The following is a 19691-nucleotide window of genomic DNA, read 5'->3' on the forward strand; positions in this document are numbered from 1 at the left end:
TGGGTCAGCGCACCGTGAAGGCGATGGCGCCGGTCATACGGTGGCCGTCTGCGGAGGCGGCGTGCCAGTTGAGGCTGTAGGCGCCGGCCGCGAGCGGTCGCGCCGTCCGTCCCGAAACGGTCATGCCGTCATCGGAGACGGTGGTCGCGACCGGGAATTTGGCACCGGCGGCGTTCACGACCTCGAGGCCCGAGAAAGCGGGAACGACGCGTTCGCTGAAGGTGACCGTCAGCGAACGCGGCGAGGCGATGCTCGCGCTCGCCGCCGGGTTGGAGGCGACGACGCGCGCGTGGGCGGCAGCCTGCGTCGCCCCCAACAGCAGGGCGCCGACGGCGCCGACGACGGAAAGGATTTTGCGAGTGGTCATAGGGAGGCTCCGAAACCAGAGGGGTTCAATGAGTTATACGGGCGCCGGGGTTGAATCCCTCGTTCGAACTGCGGGCGGGCGCGCGCTGATCCGGAGCATTGCGTTGCGCGCGCCCGACGCCAGCCCGTCGGTCGCTTGACACGGCCGGCCGACGGGCGTGGGATGAACGCGCATGTGGAACCTCGTCCGCACCCTTCTGTTCGCCCTGGCGGTGGCCGGCTTCGTCGGCCAGTCGTCCGCGCACGCCACGCCGTTCCAGGTATTCGAAGCGACGGGCGGCATGGCGGACATGGATTGCGCCGAGATGATGGTGATGGCGGACGGGCCTTCCGGCGGCGCTACTAGCCCTTGCGACGAGATGACGCCCGACTGCATCGCCAAGATGGGCTGCGCCGCCGTCGCGGCGCCCATGCCGCCGGCGCCGACCGTTCAACGGCCTTCGGCTCCGCGGGGACTCCGGTTCGCAGCCGTCGATGTCGTGCGAGAGGGCGCAGGCCCGCTTCCACTGAAGAATCCGCCGAAACGGCTGGCTTAGAACGCTTTCGCTGAACGGTAGGCCGTGCGCGACGTTACGCCGCGGTAACCGATCGATCTGAGCCCTTCGCCGGTGTCCTGCCCTCACGGCGGGTCCGATGGTTTCGAGGAATTTCATGACCATTCGTTTGAGGACGGCGACACGCGCGTCTGCTTGTCAGCCGCCCCGTGTCCGCCTGCCGCGCGTCACGACGCGGCGAGCCGAGGCTTCGGCGCCCACCCGGTGCCGTGAGCTAACCGCAAGCTGGGCGATCCTTCCCGCTTCCGTTCTGCTCCTGAGCGTCTGGACCGCGCCGGCCCAGGCTGACCCCCAGACGTTCGACGAGGCCCTGGCCCGCGCGGCGTTCAGCGCACCCAGTCTGCGCGCCAGCGCATTGGGTGTCGACGCCGCTCGTGCGGCCGTTCCGGCAGCGGGGCTTCTGCCGGACCCCCGGCTCTCCGTCGGTCTCGACGGATATCCGGTGACCGGGCCGTTCGCGGGGCAATTCGATGAAGACTTCACCATGCTCAGGATCGGCGTCGAGCAGGAGGTGCCCAGCCGCGCGCGTCGTCGCGCCGAGCGAGACATCGCCGAGGCGGCGATCGGCGTCGCCGGCGCTGAGGAGTCCGTCGCGCGACGAGAGGTCCGGGTCGCCGTGGGCCTTGCGTGGATCGACCTGTTCTATGCCGAACGCCGCTTTGCGGCGTTGGAAGAGCTGCTGGCGACGTTGCAACCCCTGTGGGACGCCGCCCCGGCCGGAGTCGCGTCCGGCGCCTATCGGCCCGCCAACGCTCTCGGGCCCGTTCAGCTCAAAGCCGATCTTGACGATCGCCGCAGCAGTCTCGCCGCCGACATCGAGAAGGCGCGAGCCGAACTCGCCCGGTGGACGGGCGACGCCGATCCCGAGACGGTTGGCCCGCCGCCGCAGGACGATCTCGACCTGACCGCCTTGCGGAACGGCATCGCCCAGCTGCCGACCGTGCGGGCCTATGGAGCCGCCGCGCGCCGCGCCGAAGCCGAGGTCGACCTGGCCCGCGCCGGACGTCGCCCGGACTGGTCGTTCCAAGCCAGCTACGCCCGCCGCGATGAGCGGTTCGGCGATCTGTTCTCCGTCGGAGCGAGCGTGCGGCTGCCGATCTTTCCCGGTCGAAGGCAGGATCCCGTCATCGCCGCGCGCGCCGCTGATGCGCTGCGGGTCACCGCCGAGCGTGAGGACGCTGAGCGCGTGTTGACCGCGTCGCTGCGAAGCGCCCTGGCCGAATACGCGACCGCTCACGATCAATGGGTCCGGTCGCGCGACGTCGTTCTGCCCAGTGTCCTTCAGCGTTCCGATCTCGAAACCGCGAGCTATGCGGCGGGTCGGGCGGGCATCGTTGAAGTTCTCGAAGCCTTCACCGCCGTGGCCAACGCCCGGCTCGACACGCTCGATCGCGAGGCCGCCGTGATGCGTCAAGTGGTCGAGATCACTCTCACCTATGGGAACGACGACCGATGAACGCCCTTCGCAACAAACGCCTGGGCATCGCCATGGGCGCGCTTCTTTTGGTCGGGGTCGGCGTCGGGGCCGGCATCGTCGTCGCTCCGCGGCTGGATGGGGCCGGCGGTGAGACCGCCGAGGGGGGAGGGGAGCGCGAGATCCTCTATTGGTACGATCCCATGGTTCCAAACGAACGCTACCCGGGGCCGGGGAAGTCGTCCATGAACATGGAGACCATCCCCAAATATGCCGATGAGGGGGGAACGACCGCCACCCCCGGCGTTCGAATCGATCCGGCGCTGGCCCAGAATTTGGGGGTCCGGTATGCCACGGCTCGCCGTGGCGACCTTGAGGGCGATCTGAGCGCCACGGCGGTGGTCGATTACAATGAACGCGACATCGCCGTGGTCCAGTCGCGGGCCGACGGCTTCGTGCAGCGAGTCTACAACCGCGCGCCGGGCGATGTCATCGCTGCGGGCGCGCCTCTGGTCGATTTGCTCATCCCGACCTGGGGCGGCGCCCAGACGGAATATCTGGCCGTACGGCGCACCGGCAACACGCCCCTGATCCAGGCGGCGCGGCAGCGACTGGTGCTGATGGGCATGTCCGAGAGCCTGATCGCCTCGGTGGAGCGCAGCGGGCGGGCGCGAAACACGATCACGATCTCAACGCCCACTGGCGGCGTGATCAAGACCCTGGGCGTGCGCGCCGGCATGAGCGTGACCCAAGGCATGACCTTGGCCGAGATCAACGGCCTGGCCACCGTCTGGGTCAATGCCGCCATCCCGGAGGCGCTGGGGAGCCGGCTAAGGGTCGGACAGTCCGTCGAGGTGGCTTTGACCGCGTTCCCGGGAGAGCGGTTCACGGGTCGTCTGACCGCCCTGTTGCCGGAACTCGTCGGCGACAGCCGCACGGTCACGGGACGGATCGAAATGGCCAATCGCGGGGGCCGTTTGCGCCCCGGCATGTTCGGCCGGATCACCTTCGGCGGCGGTTCGACGACGGCGTTGCTCGTGCCGACCGAGGCGGTGATCCGAACGGGTGAACGGGACATTGTCATGCTCGCCCGGCCGGAAGGCCGGTATCAACCGGCCGAGGTCCGTGTCGGGCGAGAAGCCGGGGGGCAAACCGAGATCCTCGCCGGTCTCAGGGAAGGCGAACGGATCGTCGCGTCGGGGCAGTTCCTGATCGATTCCGAAGCCAGCCTGTCAGGCGTAACGGCGCGGCCGATCGGCCCGACGTCCCGGCCCGCCACCGCCGCCCCAACGGGCGCATCCATGGCCGCGCCCGCCTCGCGCGGGAGGTCGAGCCAATGATCGCCGCGGTCATTCGCGCCTCGGTCAAGGGGCGCTTCCTCGTCCTTATGGCCGCCGTCGCCCTGCTCGCCGCCGGCCTGTTCGCGGTTCGCAGCACGCCGGTCGACGCCTTGCCGGACCTGTCGGACGTGCAGGTCATCATTCGCACCAGCTACCCGGGGCAGGCGCCCCAGATCGTCGAGAACCAGGTCACCTATCCTCTGGCGACCACCATGCTGTCCGTACCCGGCGCGCGAACGGTTCGAGGCTATTCCTTCTTCGGCGACAGCTTCGTCTATGTGCTGTTCGAAGATGGGACGGACCTCTACTGGGCGCGTTCCCGGGTCCTCGAATACCTCAGCCAGGTGCAGGCGCGGCTTCCCGCGACCGCCCAACCGGCACTTGGTCCGGACGCCACCGGCGTAGGCTGGGTCTATGAATACGCCCTGGTCGATCGCACAGGCCGCAACGATCTGGCGCAATTGCGAAGCCTGCAGGATTGGTTCCTCCGCTACGAGCTGAAGACCGTGCCGGGGGTCGCCGAGGTCGCCAGCCTGGGCGGCATGGTGCGGCAATACCAGGTGGTGCTCGACCCCGTCAGGCTCGCGTCCTACGGCGTCACCCATCAGGCGGTGGTGGACGCTCTCCAGCGCGCCAACGGCGAGACGGGCGGCTCGGTGCTCCAGCTCGCCGAAGCCGAATACATGATCCGCGCCAACGGCTATCTGACCGAGCTCGACGACTTCCGGGCCGTGCCGCTCCGCACGGCGGCTGGAGGCGTGCCGATCAGCCTCGGGGATGTCGCGACCATCCAGATCGGCCCGGAGATGAGACGCGGCATAGCCGAGCTCAACGGCGAAGGCGAGGTCGCGGGCGGCGTCGTCATCCTTCGATCCGGCGCAAACGCCCGCGCCACGATCGCGGCCGTGACCGAGAAACTCGAGACGCTCAAAGCCGGACTGCCCCCGGGAGTCGAAGTGGTGACGACCTACGATCGCTCGCAGCTCATCGACCGGGCGATCGACAATCTGAGCGGCAAGCTGATCGAGGAGTTCATAGTCGTCGCCCTGGTCTGCGGCCTGTTCCTCTGGCACGCCCGGTCGGCGCTGGTCGCCATCCTGACCCTGCCGCTGGGCGTCCTGGCGGCCTTCCTGATCATGAATCTTCAGGGCGTGAACGCCAACATCATGTCGCTGGGCGGCATCGCCATCGCCATCGGCGCCATGGTGGATGCGGCGGTGGTCATGATCGAGAACGCCCACAAACACATCGAACGATGGGAACACGATCACCCGGATGAAAAGCTGGCGGGCGAAGATCGCTGGAAGGTCATCACCGAGGCGGCCGTGGAGGTCGGCCCCGCGCTGTTCCTGAGCCTGCTGATCATCACCCTGTCGTTCATCCCGGTGTTCAGCCTGCAGGCCCAGGAGGGCCGGCTGTTCGCGCCCCTAGCCTTTACCAAGAGCTATGCGATGGCGGCGGCGGCGATCCTGTCCATCACTCTCGTGCCGGTTCTGATGGGCTATCTGATCCGCGGACGGATCCCGGCCGAACAGAGCAATCCGATCAATCGCTGGCTCACGCGCATCTATCGCGGGCCATTGGACTGGGTGCTGCATCATCCCAGAAAGACCTTGGTGGCAGCCTTGCTGATCTTCGCCACCACCGCCTGGCCTCTTAGCCAGCTCGGCGGCGAATTCATGCCGGCGATGGACGAGGGCGACCTGCTGTATATGCCTTCGGCCCAGCCGGGTCTCTCCCCGGCCAAGGCCGCGGAACTGCTGCAACAGACGGACCGGATGATCCGCACCGTGCCCGAAGTGGCGACCGTGTTCGGCAAGGCGGGCCGGGCGGAAACCGCCACGGATCCGGCTCCGCTGGAGATGTTCGAGACCACCATCCAGTTCAAGCCGCGCGATGAATGGCGGCCGGGCATGACCCCGGAAAAACTGATCGAAGAACTCGATCGCGCGGTTCAGGTCCCCGGACTGTCCAACGTCTGGGTCCCTCCCATCCGAAATCGCATCGACATGCTGGCGACGGGCATCAAGAGCCCCGTCGGCGTCAAGGTGTCCGGCTCTGACCTGGCCGCGATGGACCGTATCGCGGCCCAGGTGGCCGATGTCGCCAGGACCGTACCGGGCGTGACCTCCGCCTTGGCCGAACGCCTGACCGGCGGGCGTTATGTCGACATCGACATCGACCGGCGCGCGGCGGCCCGCTACGGCCTGAACATCGCCGATGTCCAATCGATCGTATCGGGCGCCGTGGGCGGCGAGACGATCGGACAGACGGTGGAGGGGCTCGCCCGCTATCCGATCAGCGTCCGTTACCCGAGAGAATTGCGCGACAGTCTGGAGCAACTGCGCGCCCTGCCGATGCTGACGCCGTCGGGCCAGCAGATCACCCTTGGCACGGTCACCAATATCCAGATCGCGGACGGCCCGCCGATGCTCAAGTCCGAGAACGGCAGGCTGACCACCTGGGTCTATGTCGACACTCGGGGGCGCGACCTCGCGTCTGTCGTCGCCGATCTGCGTCAGGCGGTCGCCAGCGAGGTGGATCTCGCGCCGGGCGTCAGCATCGCCTACTCCGGCCAGTTCGAATATCTGGAACGGGCGGCCGAGCGGCTAAAGATCGTGGTTCCGGCCACGCTCGTGATCATCTTCATCCTGCTCTATCTGACCTTCGGGCGCTTCGACGAAGCCCTCCTCATCATGGGCACCCTGCCATTCGCCCTGACCGGCGGCTTCTGGTTGCTCTATCTGATGGGCTTCGATCAGTCGGTCGCGACCGGGGTTGGCTTCATCGCCCTCGCTGGCCTGTCGGCGGAGTTCGGCGTCGTGATGCTGATCTATCTCAAACATGCGCTGAAGGATCGAGGACCTGATCCCGACCGGGAGCAGGTCGAGGAGGCCGTTCGCGAGGGCGCCCTTCTGCGGGTCCGGCCCAAGGCGATGACGGTCGCCGTGATCTTGGGCGGTCTGTTCCCGATCCTGATCGGCCACGGCGCGGGGTCGGAGATCATGACCCGGATCGCGGCGCCAGTCATTGGCGGCATGATCACCGCGCCCCTCCTGTCGATGCTCGTCATCCCAGCCGGCTATCTCCTCCTGAGACGCCGGAAATCACGTCCCACCCAAACCCCCACCCAAGGAGCTACCCTATGAAAAACCTGTTCGTGAAGTCGGCCAGGCTCGCCCTCGGCCTGAGCCTGTCAGCCGGGGCGGTCATTGCCCTGGCGGCCTGCAGTCAGCAGCCGGCGACGGAGACGGAAACCCCAGCCGCCACCGGTTCCGCCGTTGCCCCCGCGGCGCCGGCGGAGATGGACGCCATGTCGTCGGCGGCCGGAGAGGAGTCCGCGACCGCGCGCGGGGTGATTTCGGCCATCGACGCGGAGGGCGGCAAGATCACGATCGAGCACGAGCCGATCGCCAGTCTGGAATGGCCCGCGATGACCATGGGCTTCGCGGCGTCACCCGCCCTGATTGACCAGGCGAAGGTCGGCGACCGGGTCGAGTTTGATCTGGTCGTTACAGGCAGCGCGGGCGAAGTGAAGGCGATTCGGCCGCAGTAATCCCCTGCTGCCGGACTGTCGTCGCACGGGGCGGCGGCGTCCGGGTTGACGACGCGGCGGGGAACCTTTGGCTTCTCCGCCGCGTCGAGCCTTTATGGGTTCAGCAGACGGCTTCAAAGCGGCGTGAAGATGGACAGTGCCGACTGTCCGAGTTGTTTCGGTCCGAACCCGAATGGGCTTCGAGGCGGCGCTCGGCGCGGGGATGTCGTGCGAACAAGCCGAACCGTGGACTGAGGGACCGCAGCGTTGGAACTCGCCTTGGAGTACCCGAGTTCGATCTTGAAGGAGGTGGGTGACATGAGCGACATGAACGGAATGCCCTCAAGGTCGGGCGAGGCACGCCTGTCGTGCCTGCTGAGGTCCATCGATCTGACTCCTCAACGACGGGCGCCCGCGTCGGATCTTCTTGGGCGGTCCCGCCGGGGCTCGGTGGCCGCCGCCCTGCTGCTGGTGCTCCTGGTGGTCGCCGTCGTGAGCTGGCGAATCGGTCCCGCCGGCGTGGCGTCCGGGGCGCGGGAAGAGCGCCTCGAGGACGACGCCGACGAGCCCGCGCGATCCGACCGCCGCGACGAGCGAGATCGCCGCGGCCGATCCGGGGGCCGGGACCGTGACTGACCCCATCCGGCGTCGTTTCCCGCCTGTGGCGCGCCGGTGAGCCCTGACGGCGCCTGGCGCGGGGGTCTGCAGATCGGCCCGGGCTGGGCGCGGTGGCGCGGCGCGGTCGGCGACAACGCGCTTCACCGGCACCTCGCGGCGCAGGCGGTGTTCGCCGACCGGCCGATCGCCGTCGAGACTGCGGGCGGCCGCGTCCTTCGCGCCACGGCGTTTCTCGTCGATCCGCTCGTGGGCCATCGGCTCGGCGCCGCGGCGCAGGCCGAGATCCTGTTTTTCGAGCCGGGAAGTCTGGGCGTGGAGGCGCGCGCGGCGCTTCGGGCCGTGCTCGTCCGCGCGTCCAGCGCCCACGTGCTGGCGGCCGAGGGCCGTCGGCGGTTCTGGTCGGACCAGGCGGGCGGAGCCGGAGGCGAGCCGGCCGCGCCCGCGGTGTCCTGGATGGCCGGCGTCCTGACGTTCATCGACGCCGCGCTCTCGGAAGGCCCCGTGCGGCTCGATGCGGCTGCGGGCCGCGCGGGTTTGTCGGCCGACCGGTTCCGTCACGTCTTCGCCGAAGCGCAAGGCTTGTCGTTCAAGCGGTTCGTCCTCTGGCGGCGGCTGCAGCTTGCGGCGACACTGCTGGCGGGCGGGGTCGACGTGACCACCGCCGCCCATGAGGCCGGCTTCTCCGACGGCGCGCACCTCGCGCGGACGATGAAGGCGATGTTCGGGGTGCAGCCGCGGCGCCTGGTCCCCTCCGGCTGAGCAGCCGCTTCGTTCAAGCGGCGAGCCCGAATCCAGGCGATGCTCGTCGCCATGAACCAGGACAGAGACTTCGTCCCCGCGCTCGGTCGCCACGAGCTCACCGGCGCCTACGACAGGGTGCTGGCCGTCATGACCCGGGAGCGTCGCTGGCGGTGCGCCCTGCTGTCGGAAGCCGATCCGCAGCCTGGCGAGACAATCCTCGACGTCGGCTGCGGCACCGGGACCTTCGCGATCCAGCTCAAGACGGCGTCGCCGGGATCGCGCCTCATCGGCGTCGATCCCGACAAGGCGGTGCTGGAGATCGCGCGCGACAAGGCTCGCCGGGCCGGGGTCCACGTGGAATGGCGAGCCGGCTACGGGGACGCGCTGACCGCGATCCTGCCGGGCGCGGCCGCGGACAAGGTGGTCTCGAGCCTGGTGCTGCATCAATGCCCGATGCCCGTGAAGCGGGCGATCCTCGCCGCCTGCCTGGGCGCGCTTCGACCCGGCGGCCGGCTGCATATGGCCGACGCCGGCCGCCAGGCGAATCCCTTGATGCGCCTGCTCTTCCGGCAGGTTCAGATGCTGGACGGCTTCGAGCACACCGAGCCCAATGCGCTCGGCGTGCTCCCGGACCTCATGCGCGAAGCCGGCTTCGAGGCCGTGAGCGAGACGCGGCGGATTCCCACCCCGACCGGGTCGATCTCCCTCTACGCGGCCGTGCGGCCGTAGGCCGCCGTCGGGGGCGCCGCGACGCCCTCGACAGCGAGCTCCGCCTGCCCGCGATGACGGCGGGCCCGAGCTCGGGCGGCCGCGGCGCGCGACGGAGGGCGCAACTTGCCGGGCGCCGGGCCGCTCCTGTACCGGTCGACGCCAAAGGAGGCCGAGCGCATGAACTCTATTCCAACCGGGCGCAGGGGTTCGTGCGTGTGGCGGTTTGCACGCCGCGCATCGCCGTGGCCGATCCGGCGGCCAACCTCCTCGAGACCCTGAAACTGGCGCGGGAGGGACACGCCCGCGGCGCCGACCTCATGCTGTTTCCGGAGCTGGGCCTGTCCGCCTATGCGATCGACGACCTCCTGCTCCAGGACGCCCTCCTTCAGGCGGTGAACGCCGCGCTCGCCGAGCTCGTGCAGGCGAGCCGGGACCTGCAGCCGGTGCTGGTGGTGGGAGCGCCCCTCGTCCGCAACGGACGGCTCTACAATTGCGCCGTCGCCCTCGCCCGGGGCCGCGTCCTGGGGGTCGTGCCCAAGAGCTTCCTTCCGAACTATCGGGAGTATTACGAGAACCGCTGGTTCGCCCCCGGCGCCGGCGTGCGCGGCCTGGACATCGCCGTCGCCGGGCAGAGGGCGCCGTTCGGGACCGACCTGATCATCGAGGCCAGCGACGTCCCGGACTTCGTCTTCCACATGGAGCTCTGCGAGGACTTCTGGGCCGCCACCCCGCCCTCGACCCTGGCGGCGCTGGCGGGAGCCACCCTGCTCTGCAACCTGTCGGCGTCCAACATCGTGGTCGGCAAGGCCGACGAGCGCGCGCTGCTCTGCGCCTCGCAGTCGATGCGATGCCAGGCCGCCTACCTCTACGCCGCGGCCGGGCCCGGCGAGAGCACCACCGACCTGGCCTGGGACGGGCAGGCGACCATCCACGAGCTCGGCCGTCTGCTGGCCGCGACCCGCCGCTTCCCGGACGTCGCCCAGATGGCCGTGGCGGACGTGGACGTCGAACGCATGCGCCTCGAGCGGCTGCGGACGCCCACCTTCAACAACGCCGCCGCCGCCGCCGGCCACCCCGAGCACGCTTTCCGGCGGATCGCCTTCGAGCATGCGGCGGAGCACGTCGATATCGGGCTGCTGCGGCCGCACGACCGGTTTCCGTTCGTGCCGGACGATCCGGCCCGGCTGGACCAGGATTGCTATGAAGCCTTCAACATCCAGGTGCAGGGCCTCGCCAAGCGCCTCGACGCGGCGGGCGTCAGGCGCGTCGTGGTCGGCGTCTCCGGCGGCCTCGACTCCACCCACGCCCTGATGGTCGCGGCGAAGGCCTTCGACGCCCTGGGCCGTCCGCGCACGGACATCCTGGGCTTCACCATGCCCGGCTTCGCCACCAGCGAGGGCACCAAGCGCAACGCCTGGGCCCTGATGCGAAGCCTCGGGGTGACGGGCGAAGAGATCGACATCCGGCCCGCGGCGCGGACGATGCTGGAGGCGATCGGCCACCCGTTCGCCCGCGGCGAACCGGTCTACGACGTCACCTTCGAAAACGTCCAGGCCGGGCTGAGGAGCGACTTCCTGTTCCGGCTCGCCAACCAGCGCGAGGGCCTGGTGCTCGGCACAGGCAACCTGTCCGAGTCGGCGCTGGGCTGGCAGACCTACGGCGTCGGCGATCACATGAGCCACTACAACGTCAACGGCTCGGTCCCCAAGACCCTCATCCAGCACCTGATCCGCTGGGTCGCGGCCACCGGGCAGTTGGACGAGGCGGCCTCGGCGACCTTGCTTGGCGTGCTGGGCACGGAGATCTCGCCCGAGCTGGTGCCGCAGGCCGCCGCGGACGCGCTTCAGAGCACGCAGTCCAGGATCGGGCCCTACGAACTGCAGGATTTCAACCTGTTCTACCTGACGCGCTACGGCCTGCGTCCCTCCAAGGTCGCCTTCCTGGCCTGGCACGCTTGGCGGGATCTCGAGGCGGGGGCGTGGCCGGCCCACTTCCCGGCCGCCTCGCGCGCCGCCTATGATCTGCCGACGATCAAGCAATGGCTGGAGGTGTTTGTCACCCGGTTTTTCGCCCTCAGCCAGTTCAAGCGCTCCGCCATGCCGAACGGCCCCAAGGTGATTTCGGGCGGCAACCTTTCGCCGCGCGGCGACTGGCGGGCGCCCTCGGACGCGAGCGCCCGGGTCTGGCTGGACGACCTGAAGCGCAATGTCCCATAGTTCGCCCCGCACGACGCCCCGCCGGTTTTCGGGCCAGGGCGGTCTGCTCGCGTCCTGGGGGCGCCAGGCCTGACGGCGGCCCGCGACATCGTCAGCGTCGTCAACGCCCGGCGATCCGGCTAGGATCGTCGCCTCGCTCGCCAGGATGCCGTCATGCCCGCCTCTTCGCCCTCCCCCTCCCGACGCGCCCTTCTGACGGCGCTGCCGGCCCTCGCCTTCGCCGGCCCGGCCCTCGCCGCGCCGCCGAAGCGGATGACCGCCTACAAGACGCCCTGGTGCGGCTGCTGCGGCGGCTGGATCGCGCACATGCGCCAGGCCGGCTGGACCGTCGAGGTCGTCGAGCGCGAGGATCTGGCTCCGATCCGGGCGCAGCACGGCGTTCCGGACCGGCTGGCCTCGTGTCACACGGCGGTGGTCGGCGCCTACGCCATCGAAGGCCACGTCCCCGCCGGCGATGTCGATCGGCTGCTCAGCGAACGCCCCGCCGCCAGGGCCTTGAGCGCGCCCGGCATGCCGGCGGGCTCGCCGGGCATGGAGGCCGCCGGCCGCGAACCCTATACGACGGTGCTGATCCTCAACGACGGCTCGACCCGCGTGTTCGGCCGACACAACGGCACCTGACCGCCGACCCGCGGCCGGAGGGCGTCAGGCGACCGGTTCACGGCCTGTCGGGTTGGCCCGCCCCAGCCGCTTCCGCCGGGTCGTCGCCGCCATCGGCGCCTCGCGAAAAGTCAGCCTGATGCGGGTGACCGCCGTGCTGGGCGCGATACTCGGCCGGGCTGAGACCCCTGCCCGTCATATGGAGCTTCGGCGGCGTCGCGGGAGCGTCCGGATCAGTCTCGCCGCGGGTCCTCGCGGTGTCGGGGCGCTCGCCATCGACATCCGGTTGATCGCCAGTCTGTTCGCCCATGACACCCTGCGCTCCGCTCCGGCGTCGCTTGCCGTGTCGGGATGCAATCCGCGAGCGGAGGCAGGGTTGCGCGGCGCCGGATAATCCCTGACCTTCGCTGGCCAGGGGCTGACCCGGATCCCTCCCGGCGCGGCCCTTCGAGCCCGGCTCTCTCCCGTCAGGCCTGTCGACGCGGCGTCCAGCGCAGCAGGCGCATGGCGTTGGCCGTGACCAGGACCGTGGCTCCGGTGTCGGCGAGGATGGCGGGCCACAGGCCCGTCACTCCGATCACGGTGGTGACCAGGAAGACGGCCTTCAATCCCAAGGCGATGGTTATGTTTTGCCGGATATTGCCCATCACCCCGCGGGACAGGGCGATCATGTCGGGAATGTCCCTGACCCGGCCGCGCAGGACGGCGGCGTCCGCGGTCTCCAGGGCCACGTCGGTGCCGCCGCCCATGGCGATGCCGACATCCGCCTGGGCCAGGGCCGGGGCGTCGTTGATGCCGTCCCCGACCTTGGCGACCACCAGACCTTCGGCCTGGAGCGCCTTGACGATCACCAGCTTGTCCTGCGGCAGCAGTTCGGCCCGGGGCTCGATGCCCAGCCCGGCGGCGACCGCCTCCGCCGTGCGGCGATTGTCGCCCGTCAGCATGACGGTGCGGATGCCCCGCGCCTTCAGGTCGGCCAGACCCTGGACCGCATCGGGCCGCGCCTCGTCACGCATGGCGAGGAACCCGGCCACCCCGCCTGCGGCGACAAGGACGGACACCGTCTTGCCCTCGGCGTTGAGGGCGGCGATGGCTGCGTCCTGGGCTGGCGAGATCGGCGCGCGCCGGGCCGCGGCCTGCGGCGAGCCGAGGAATATGCGTTCGCCGCCGACCTCGCCTTCGACGCCCTCCCCCGCAATGGCCTGGGTGGCCGACGCCGGCGGCGCCGTGATCTCATCCGCCTCGGCTCGGGCCAGGATGGCGAGGGCCAGCGGATGGCTTGATCCCGTCTCCAGCGCGGCCGCCAGGGTCAGCAGGGCGGAGGCGTCCCGCGTCCCGGCGACGACGTCGGTGACGACGGGCTTGCCGGCGGTCAAGGTCCCCGTCTTGTCGAAGGCGATCGCGGTGATCTTGCCGAGCGTTTCCAGCACGGCCCCGCCCTTCATTAGCAGGCCGCGCCGGGCGCCCGCCGACAGGCCGGCGGCGATGGCGGCCGGCGTGGATATGACCAGGGCGCAGGGGCAGCCGATCAGCAGCACGGCGAGGCCCTTGTAGATCCATTCGCTCCACGTTCCGCCGAACAGCAGCGGCGGCGTGACCGCGACGAGGGCGGCGAACACGAGCACGCCCGGCGTGTAGATTTTCGAGAAGCGGTCGATGAACCGTTCGGTCGGAGATTTCGATTCCTGCGCCTCCTCGACGAGACGCACCACCCGGGCGATGGTGTTGTCCGAGGCCGAGGCCGTCACGCGCACCCGCAGGACGCTGCCGCCGTTGATCGTGCCGGCGAACACAGGATCGCCCACGACCTTGCGTTTGGGCACGCTCTCGCCCGTCACCGGGGCCTCGTCGAGGTCTCCCGCGCCCTCGATGATCTCGCCATCCGCGGGAACGCGGTCTCCGGGCCGGACCAGGATGACCGCGCCCACCGCCACGGTCTCGGCGGCGACTTCCGTGGTCACGCCGTCCACCTCGACGAAGGCGGTCTTGGGCACGAGGGCGGCGAGCCCCTGGATGCTCTTGCGCGCGCGTCCGGCCGCCACCCCTTCCAGCATTTCGCCGACGAGGAACAGCAGGACGACGGCGGCGGCCTCTTCCGCGGCCCCGATGAAGACGGCGCCGACGGCGGCGATGGTCATCAGCATTTCGATGGAGAAGGGCGTGCCGTGGCGCGCCGCCGAAAAGGCGCGCGACGCGATCGGAATCAACCCCACGGCCAGGGCGGCGAGGAAGGCGTATCGTTCGAGGGAGGGGAACAGCGTGCCCAGTCCATAGGCGGACAGCAGCGCCAGGCCGCAGAGCGCGGTGAGGCGCGCCTTCCCGGTCCACCACCACGGGGCGCCCCCGGCCCCGGCGGCCGCCGGAGGCGGGCCGGCCGGCGCCGCAACGGATCCGGACGTCGGCGAGGCCGCTTCCCCGCTGTAGCCCAGGTTGCGCAGTTGCTGCAGGACCGCTTCGTCAGCGAGGTCTCCGTCATGCCTGATCTTCAGCACGCCGGTCTGCACCGCCACCGACACGTCCTCGACGCCCGGCAGCCTGCGGATCGCCGTGTCGATCTTGCGGCCGCAGCTGGCGCAATCCATCCCGGTCACCCGGTATCGGCTTTCGAGGGTTTGCGCCGTCATGTCTGTTCCTTGTGATCTCTACAGGGCAAGGCTACCTCCTCCAGCGACTGTAGATGCAAGCTAAAAATGAGCGCGCCGTTCGGTTGGAGTGAAGGGCGCCGTCCGCTGAACCTGGAGGCCGGGCCCAGCCCGTTGATGACCTCGCCTTGTCCGCACGACCGGGAGACCGCGCCGCCGACGGCGGCACAGGTGGAACGCGCTTTGGGCGCAGCCGCCGCCCGCGTGGCCGCCGCTGGGGACAGGCTGACGCGCCCCCGGCGCAGGGTGCTGGAGCTCCTGCTTATCGCGGGCTCTCCGGCCAAGGCCTATGATCTCGTGGCGACGTATCACCGGGAGGCCCGCGTCGCGAAGCCTGCGACGGTCTATCGGGCGCTGCAGTTCCTCGAGACCCGAGGACTGGTTCATCGTCTTTCCACCCTCAAATCCTACGTGGCCTGCGATCCCGAGCGGCCCGGCGCGCCGGCCCTTTACCTGCTGTGCGACTGCTGCGGCTCCTGTCGCGAGGTTCCCGCGCCCGACCTGGCTGCGCTGAACGCGGCCGCGACAGCGGCGGGCTACGAGATCGAACGGATCACGCTCGAAGGCCAGGGTCTGTGTTCGGCTTGCCGCCCGCCGCGCCCCGGCGCCGCCCGGGATCCGGTCCTCCAGACGGAGCCGGAGGCGGCCGCGGGGTCCGGGCCCGCAAGCATTGAGCCGCGCCCCTGATCAAGCCCGCGGCGGGTCGATGACGGCCTGGCCCGGGCGCCCGGCCGCGGCGACGCCGGGGCCCGCGGCCAGTTCCATGGCCCGTTCGGTGGCGGCGGCCGACATTCGGGTCGCCCCCCCCCGTCGGGACGGACTAAGCCAGGTCTGGACCGGTCGGTCGAAGCCGTAGCGAAACACGGCGGCGGCCACGAACGCCCCGACCAAGCCGATCGCCCACAGGACCCAGCGAACGCCGGACGACCACGCCTCCTGTCCAAGGGCGTCGAGCAGGCCGAACCAGACGATGCGGCTCACCTCATTCGTGAGGAACATCGAGAACGACATTAGGGCCAGATGCTCGATCAGCCGTGAAGGACTGCGCACCGGCACGGCGCCGGCGGCCCAGATGATCACGGTCATCAGGCCGAGCGACACCAGGCTGAAGGCGCCGAAGGCCTGCAGCCCCACGAGCGCGAAGGCGGCGGCGAGGCCGATCGCCCTGGCCCGGTGCGGCGCGACACAGACCCGCGAACCGTAGAAGGCCGCCGCGACTCCGAGCAGGAAGAGCGGCAGGGCGCGCAGGATGCCGTAGCGCATCGGCAGGCGGTAGATCGGATCGCCGAGCCACAGCGAGGCGGCGATATCGGCGGCGACGACGAGGAGCGTCGCGCCGATCACCATTGCGACCGGCGGCCAGCGCCACAGGGCGCGGCAGATCCAGGGCAGCAGGAGATAGCAGCCGATCAGGGCCGAGAGGGTCCAGGTCGGGGCGTTCCACCCCTGCCCGCCCGGCACGCCATAGGCCTGGACCAGTAGCACCTGCGCGGGCAGTTGCGACCAGTCGAACCAGCGCGGATTGCTGGGCGCGATCCCGGCCAGGGCGGCGCCGCCGACGAGCAGCACCAGGACGAGGCTGACCGCCAGGTGGGCCGGAATGACCCGCAGCAGGCGCTGGCGCGCATAGGCGCGCAGCGAGGCCTGTCCGGACGCGAGGCGATCACCGTAGATGCGGGCCAGGACATAGCCGGAGTCGATGATGAAGAAGTCGGTGAGCAGATAGCCGCGCTCGAAGACTGGATGCAATTGTCCGAGAGGCACAGGCGCGGCCTCGCGGAAATGGTAGAGGATGATCAGCGCCCCTACGATAAAACGCAGCGCGTCCAGCCAGCCGCCGCGCGCGATCCGGACGGGGCGAGGCGATGGCTCGGTCAGCGCGGCTTCGGGCATTCAGTCAGCCTTCCGTGGCGCAGACTTGGCGGCGGCGCTGCGGTGCTCATGTGGACGCAGGACGATCTGGTCTCGCGAAGCGTAGAGGACGGCCGTTCCCAAAACCCAAACGACGACCAAGCCTCCGACGACCATCAGTCCGGGCCTATCGCGGGGTCCAAACACAAACGAGCAGCCGATCACGCCGCCCAGAATGGCCCCGTAACCAAAATGCAGCGGCACCTTGTGTGCGCCCAGCAGCAGAAGGGCCATGCAGAAGACCAGGCCTCCTGCGAACAGGCTGACCCCGATGGCGACGAGCGTATCGAGCACGGGCCGTGGCTTCAGCGGGCGCGCCTGGAGCCGCCGCCTACCTCGTTGGCGATAGCGGCCTTCCCGCCAACGAATGCTCCGGCCGCGCACGGTGAAGCGTTTGCCGGCCATGCGTCAGGGCCTTGCGTTGGGCGCGGGCGTGTCCTCATGGCGCGCAAGAAGGATTCTCATCCGGACAATTTCGGATTCCTGGGCCGCAATGATCTCATCGGCCAGATTACGCACGTCGCGGGCTTCGCCATGCTCGACGGCGACCTTGGCCATTGCGAGCGCACCCTCGTGGTGGGCGATCATTCCGCGCAGGAAGTCGATGTCGGCGTCGCCCGTGTAGTTGATGCTCATGGCCTGGTGCATCTTCGCGCTGGCCTCGCGATAGGCGCGAGTCGATGGGCTGTCCGTGGTCTCGCCAGCGTGGCTTGCCTCGGTGTCGCTCGGGCGAGAGTCAGCCGCCGACGGCGCCGCAGGGACCTCGCGGGTTTGCCGCGAGATCATCCCGAAGGCGAAGACCGACAGGGCGAGAAAGACGGCGATGACGGAAATCCATCCGAAACGCTTCATGACGATGTCCTCGAGAGAGCCGGCGGGGCCACGGGGGCGGCCGGGATTGCACTGGGAAGGATGGGCGCCGTTCGGTCGCGGTAGCCGAGCAGGCGCAGAGCGTTGAACACCACCAGCAGGGTCGACCCCTCGTGGAGCGCCACGGCAGGGCCGATGCCAAGGCCGAGGATCGTCGCCGGCACAAGGAAGGCGACGATTCCGAGACTGACGTAGAGATTCTGGAGAATGATGCGCCGCGTCTGTCGGCTGAGACCGACGGTGAAGGGCAGCTGCGACAGGTCGTCGGACATCAAGGCGACGTCGGCGGTCTCAAGCGCAACATCGGAGCCAGCCGCGCCCATCGCGATACCGACGGTCGCCGTGGCCATGGCCGGGGCGTCGTTCACCCCGTCGCCGACCATGGCAATCTTGCCGTCAGCGCGAAGGCGTTTGATGGCGTCGACCTTGTCCTCGGGCATGAGGTCGCCCCAAGCCTCTGTCAGGCCGACCTGTCCGGCGATCGCCTGTGCGGCCTTCTGGTGATCGCCCGAGATCATGATCATTCGCCCGATGCCGAGGGCGCGAAGAGCGGTCAGCGTCGGCCGCGCTGCTGGGCGAGGCGTATCAAGAAGCCCAATGACACCGAGATCGCGCGTGCCGCGTCGCACCACCATCAGGGTTCGCCCCTGCAGTCGCAACTGAGCGACGACAGAGGTTGTTTCGTCGCCGAGCGGCGCTACGCCGTCGACGCCGAACATCTCCGGCTTCCCTATCCAGATCGTCTCGCCGTGCAGCTGGGCGGTCACGCCCTTGCCCGTCAGGCTCTTGAGGTCGATCGCGGCCGGGATGATCGTATCGCGCAAGCGTGCGCCACCGTCGCGCGCGATGGCCTCCGCCAACGGGTGGTCGCTGAGCCGTTCGACCGCCACAGCGACCGCCAGAAGATCGCCCTCCTTCGTCCCGCGCACCGTCATGACGTCGGTGATCCGCGGCCGTCCCTCGGTCAGGGTGCCGGTCTTGTCGAAGGCGATGGCGTTGAGCGAGCCGAGGTTCTCCAACGGCGCGCCGCCCTTGATCAGGACACCGGCGCGCGCCGCACGGGCGACGCCCGAGAGGACGGCGCTCGGGGTGGCGATGGCGAGCGCGCAAGGACTCGCGGCGACCAGCACGGCCATGGCGCGATAGAAGCTGTCGCGGAACGGCTCATCGACGACGACCCAGGCGAACAGCAGGACAAAGGCGAGCGCCAGCACCACAGGCACGAAGATGCGTTCGAACCTGTCCGTGAAGCGCTGGGTCGGCGACTTCTGCGTCTCGGCCTCACTCACCATCCGAACCACCTTGGCCAGGGTGGTGTCGCTCGATGTGCGGGTCGTCTCAATCTCGATGGCGCCTGAGCCATTGATGGTGCCCGCGAAGACGAGAGACGGCGATCCGACCTGGGCCGGTCTCGCCCGCGCCGCCTCGGGATCCGCGACGGGCTGCTTGTCGACAGGCATGCTTTCGCCGGTCACGGGGGCTTGGTTGATGCTTGTGGTGCCGACCACGACAAAGCCATCAGCGGGCAGTCGTTCGTTTGGACGCACCACCACGGTGTCGCCGACGACCAAATCTTCGACAGGCAATTCGACGACCTGCCCGTCGCGTCGCACATGGGCTGTCCGGGGGGCAAGCTCGGCCAGGGCCTCGATCGCGCGTTTGGCGCGGCCCATGGCGTAGTGTTCGAGCGCGTGGCCGATGCTGAACAGAAACAGCAGGAGAGCGCCTTCGGCCCAGGCCCCGAGCGCCGCCGCACCTGCGGCTGCGACGAGCATCAAGGTATCGATCTCGAAGCGCTTCTGGCGGAGGTTCTCGAACGCTTCTCGCACCGTAAAAAAGCCGCCGAAGATGTAGGCGATCAGGAAGAGGGCGAGGGGAATCCAAGCGGGAAGGCCCGTTGCGAGTTTCTCGAGGGCGAATCCAAGGCCCAGAGCAAGGCCACTTGTCAGGGCGAAGATCAGCTCCGTATTGGAGCCTAGAACGCCACCGTGATCGTGCTCCTCGGACTTGGTGTGGAGATGGTCCGGCAGTGTTGTGCTGGTCATAAATAGGGTCCCGTTGCGGGTTGGGAATCGCGGCTGCTTGCGGCGACCGCCGCGATCGAGGGGGCGGGATAGCGACACGGGCGAAGGCGCGCCGGGCCAGCGGGTTCCAGCGCGATCCGCTCGCAGGT

Annotated in this window: 17 protein-coding genes and 1 pseudogene; 12 read left to right on the forward strand and 6 right to left on the reverse strand. The window is 69.4% G+C overall.

Annotated features, from left to right (window positions below):
* Positions 1–4: 4 nt before the first annotated feature.
* Entirely contained in the window at positions 5–367 is a 363-nt protein-coding gene (gene copC, locus HNP47_RS12870; protein WP_088582513.1) for a copper homeostasis periplasmic binding protein CopC, read from the reverse strand.
* Between the two features lie 172 nt (positions 368–539).
* Between copC and HNP47_RS12875 the strand changes: the two genes are divergently transcribed.
* From HNP47_RS12875 to HNP47_RS12925, 11 genes and pseudogenes are all read left to right on the forward strand, one after another.
* On the forward strand, positions 540–902 hold the full coding sequence (locus tag HNP47_RS12875) for a hypothetical protein (protein WP_088582514.1): 363 nt from the start codon (positions 540–542) through the stop codon (positions 900–902).
* Between the two features lie 115 nt (positions 903–1017).
* Positions 1018–2376 (forward strand): TolC family protein, encoded by a 1359-nt coding sequence (locus HNP47_RS12880; RefSeq protein WP_135194144.1) that lies wholly within the window; start codon positions 1018–1020, stop codon positions 2374–2376.
* Positions 2373–3674, forward strand: a complete 1302-nt coding sequence (locus HNP47_RS12885; RefSeq protein WP_112863185.1) for an efflux RND transporter periplasmic adaptor subunit — start codon at positions 2373–2375, stop codon at positions 3672–3674. The genes HNP47_RS12880 and HNP47_RS12885 overlap by 4 nt, the downstream gene beginning before the upstream one ends.
* The gene (locus HNP47_RS12890) at positions 3671–6823 is read left to right on the forward strand and encodes an efflux RND transporter permease subunit (protein WP_112863184.1); all 3153 of its coding nucleotides are present in this window, start codon (positions 3671–3673) and stop codon (positions 6821–6823) included. The genes HNP47_RS12885 and HNP47_RS12890 overlap by 4 nt, the downstream gene beginning before the upstream one ends.
* Positions 6820–7230 (forward strand): copper-binding protein, encoded by a 411-nt coding sequence (locus tag HNP47_RS12895; protein ID WP_035307582.1) that lies wholly within the window; start codon positions 6820–6822, stop codon positions 7228–7230. Before HNP47_RS12890 ends, HNP47_RS12895 begins: the two co-directional genes overlap by 4 nt.
* Positions 7231–7527: 297 nt before the next feature.
* Positions 7528–7845, forward strand: a complete 318-nt coding sequence (locus tag HNP47_RS12900; RefSeq protein WP_135194148.1) for a hypothetical protein — start codon at positions 7528–7530, stop codon at positions 7843–7845.
* 36 nt (positions 7846–7881) lie between these two features.
* Positions 7882–8586: an AraC family transcriptional regulator gene (locus HNP47_RS16545; RefSeq protein ID WP_052004914.1), complete on the forward strand. Its 705-nt coding sequence runs from the start codon at positions 7882–7884 to the stop codon at positions 8584–8586.
* A 39-nt stretch (positions 8587–8625) separates the two neighbouring features.
* Positions 8626–9297, forward strand: coding sequence for a class I SAM-dependent methyltransferase (locus HNP47_RS12910; RefSeq protein WP_230307678.1), 672 nt, complete (start codon positions 8626–8628; stop codon positions 9295–9297).
* Positions 9298–9464: 167 nt separating this feature from the next.
* Positions 9465–11495, forward strand: a pseudogene (locus HNP47_RS12915) (NAD(+) synthase); the annotation flags it as partial.
* Between the two features lie 153 nt (positions 11496–11648).
* The gene (locus tag HNP47_RS12920) at positions 11649–12116 is read left to right on the forward strand and encodes a DUF411 domain-containing protein (RefSeq protein WP_035307575.1); all 468 of its coding nucleotides are present in this window, start codon (positions 11649–11651) and stop codon (positions 12114–12116) included.
* Positions 12117–12168: 52 nt separating this feature from the next.
* Positions 12169–12489: a hypothetical protein gene (locus tag HNP47_RS12925; RefSeq protein WP_035307574.1), complete on the forward strand. Its 321-nt coding sequence runs from the start codon at positions 12169–12171 to the stop codon at positions 12487–12489.
* Positions 12490–12562: 73 nt separating this feature from the next.
* On the opposite strand, the gene HNP47_RS12930 is transcribed toward HNP47_RS12925, so the two are convergent.
* Entirely contained in the window at positions 12563–14719 is a 2157-nt protein-coding gene (locus HNP47_RS12930; protein ID WP_088582517.1) for a heavy metal translocating P-type ATPase, read from the reverse strand.
* Positions 14720–14785: 66 nt separating this feature from the next.
* Here HNP47_RS12930 and HNP47_RS12935 point away from each other — a divergent pair, with 66 nt between their 5' ends.
* A complete protein-coding gene (locus tag HNP47_RS12935; protein ID WP_240612159.1) occupies positions 14786–15424 on the forward strand; it encodes a Fur family transcriptional regulator in 639 nt (212 codons plus the stop codon).
* Here the strand turns inward: HNP47_RS12935 and HNP47_RS12940 are convergent, their stop codons facing one another.
* Genes HNP47_RS12940 through HNP47_RS12955 form a run of 4 tightly spaced genes read right to left on the reverse strand, consistent with a single transcriptional unit; the run spans position 15425 to position 19563 of the window.
* Positions 15425–16630, reverse strand: coding sequence for an acyltransferase (locus HNP47_RS12940; protein ID WP_105625181.1), 1206 nt, complete (start codon positions 16628–16630; stop codon positions 15425–15427).
* Positions 16631–17053, reverse strand: a complete 423-nt coding sequence (locus tag HNP47_RS12945; protein ID WP_112863181.1) for a hypothetical protein — start codon at positions 17051–17053, stop codon at positions 16631–16633.
* A 3-nt stretch (positions 17054–17056) separates the two neighbouring features.
* Positions 17057–17500 carry a DUF305 domain-containing protein gene (locus HNP47_RS12950; RefSeq protein ID WP_088582518.1) on the reverse strand — a complete coding sequence of 148 codons (444 nt, stop codon included), beginning with the start codon at positions 17498–17500 and terminating at the stop codon, positions 17057–17059.
* The gene (locus HNP47_RS12955; RefSeq protein WP_088582519.1) at positions 17497–19563 is read right to left on the reverse strand and encodes a heavy metal translocating P-type ATPase; all 2067 of its coding nucleotides are present in this window, start codon (positions 19561–19563) and stop codon (positions 17497–17499) included. The genes HNP47_RS12950 and HNP47_RS12955 overlap by 4 nt, the downstream gene beginning before the upstream one ends.
* Positions 19564–19691: the final 128 nt, after the last annotated feature.

The sequence above is a fragment of the Brevundimonas vesicularis genome (assembly GCF_014204545.1).
Classification (GTDB): Bacteria; Pseudomonadota; Alphaproteobacteria; order Caulobacterales; family Caulobacteraceae; genus Brevundimonas; species Brevundimonas vesicularis_B.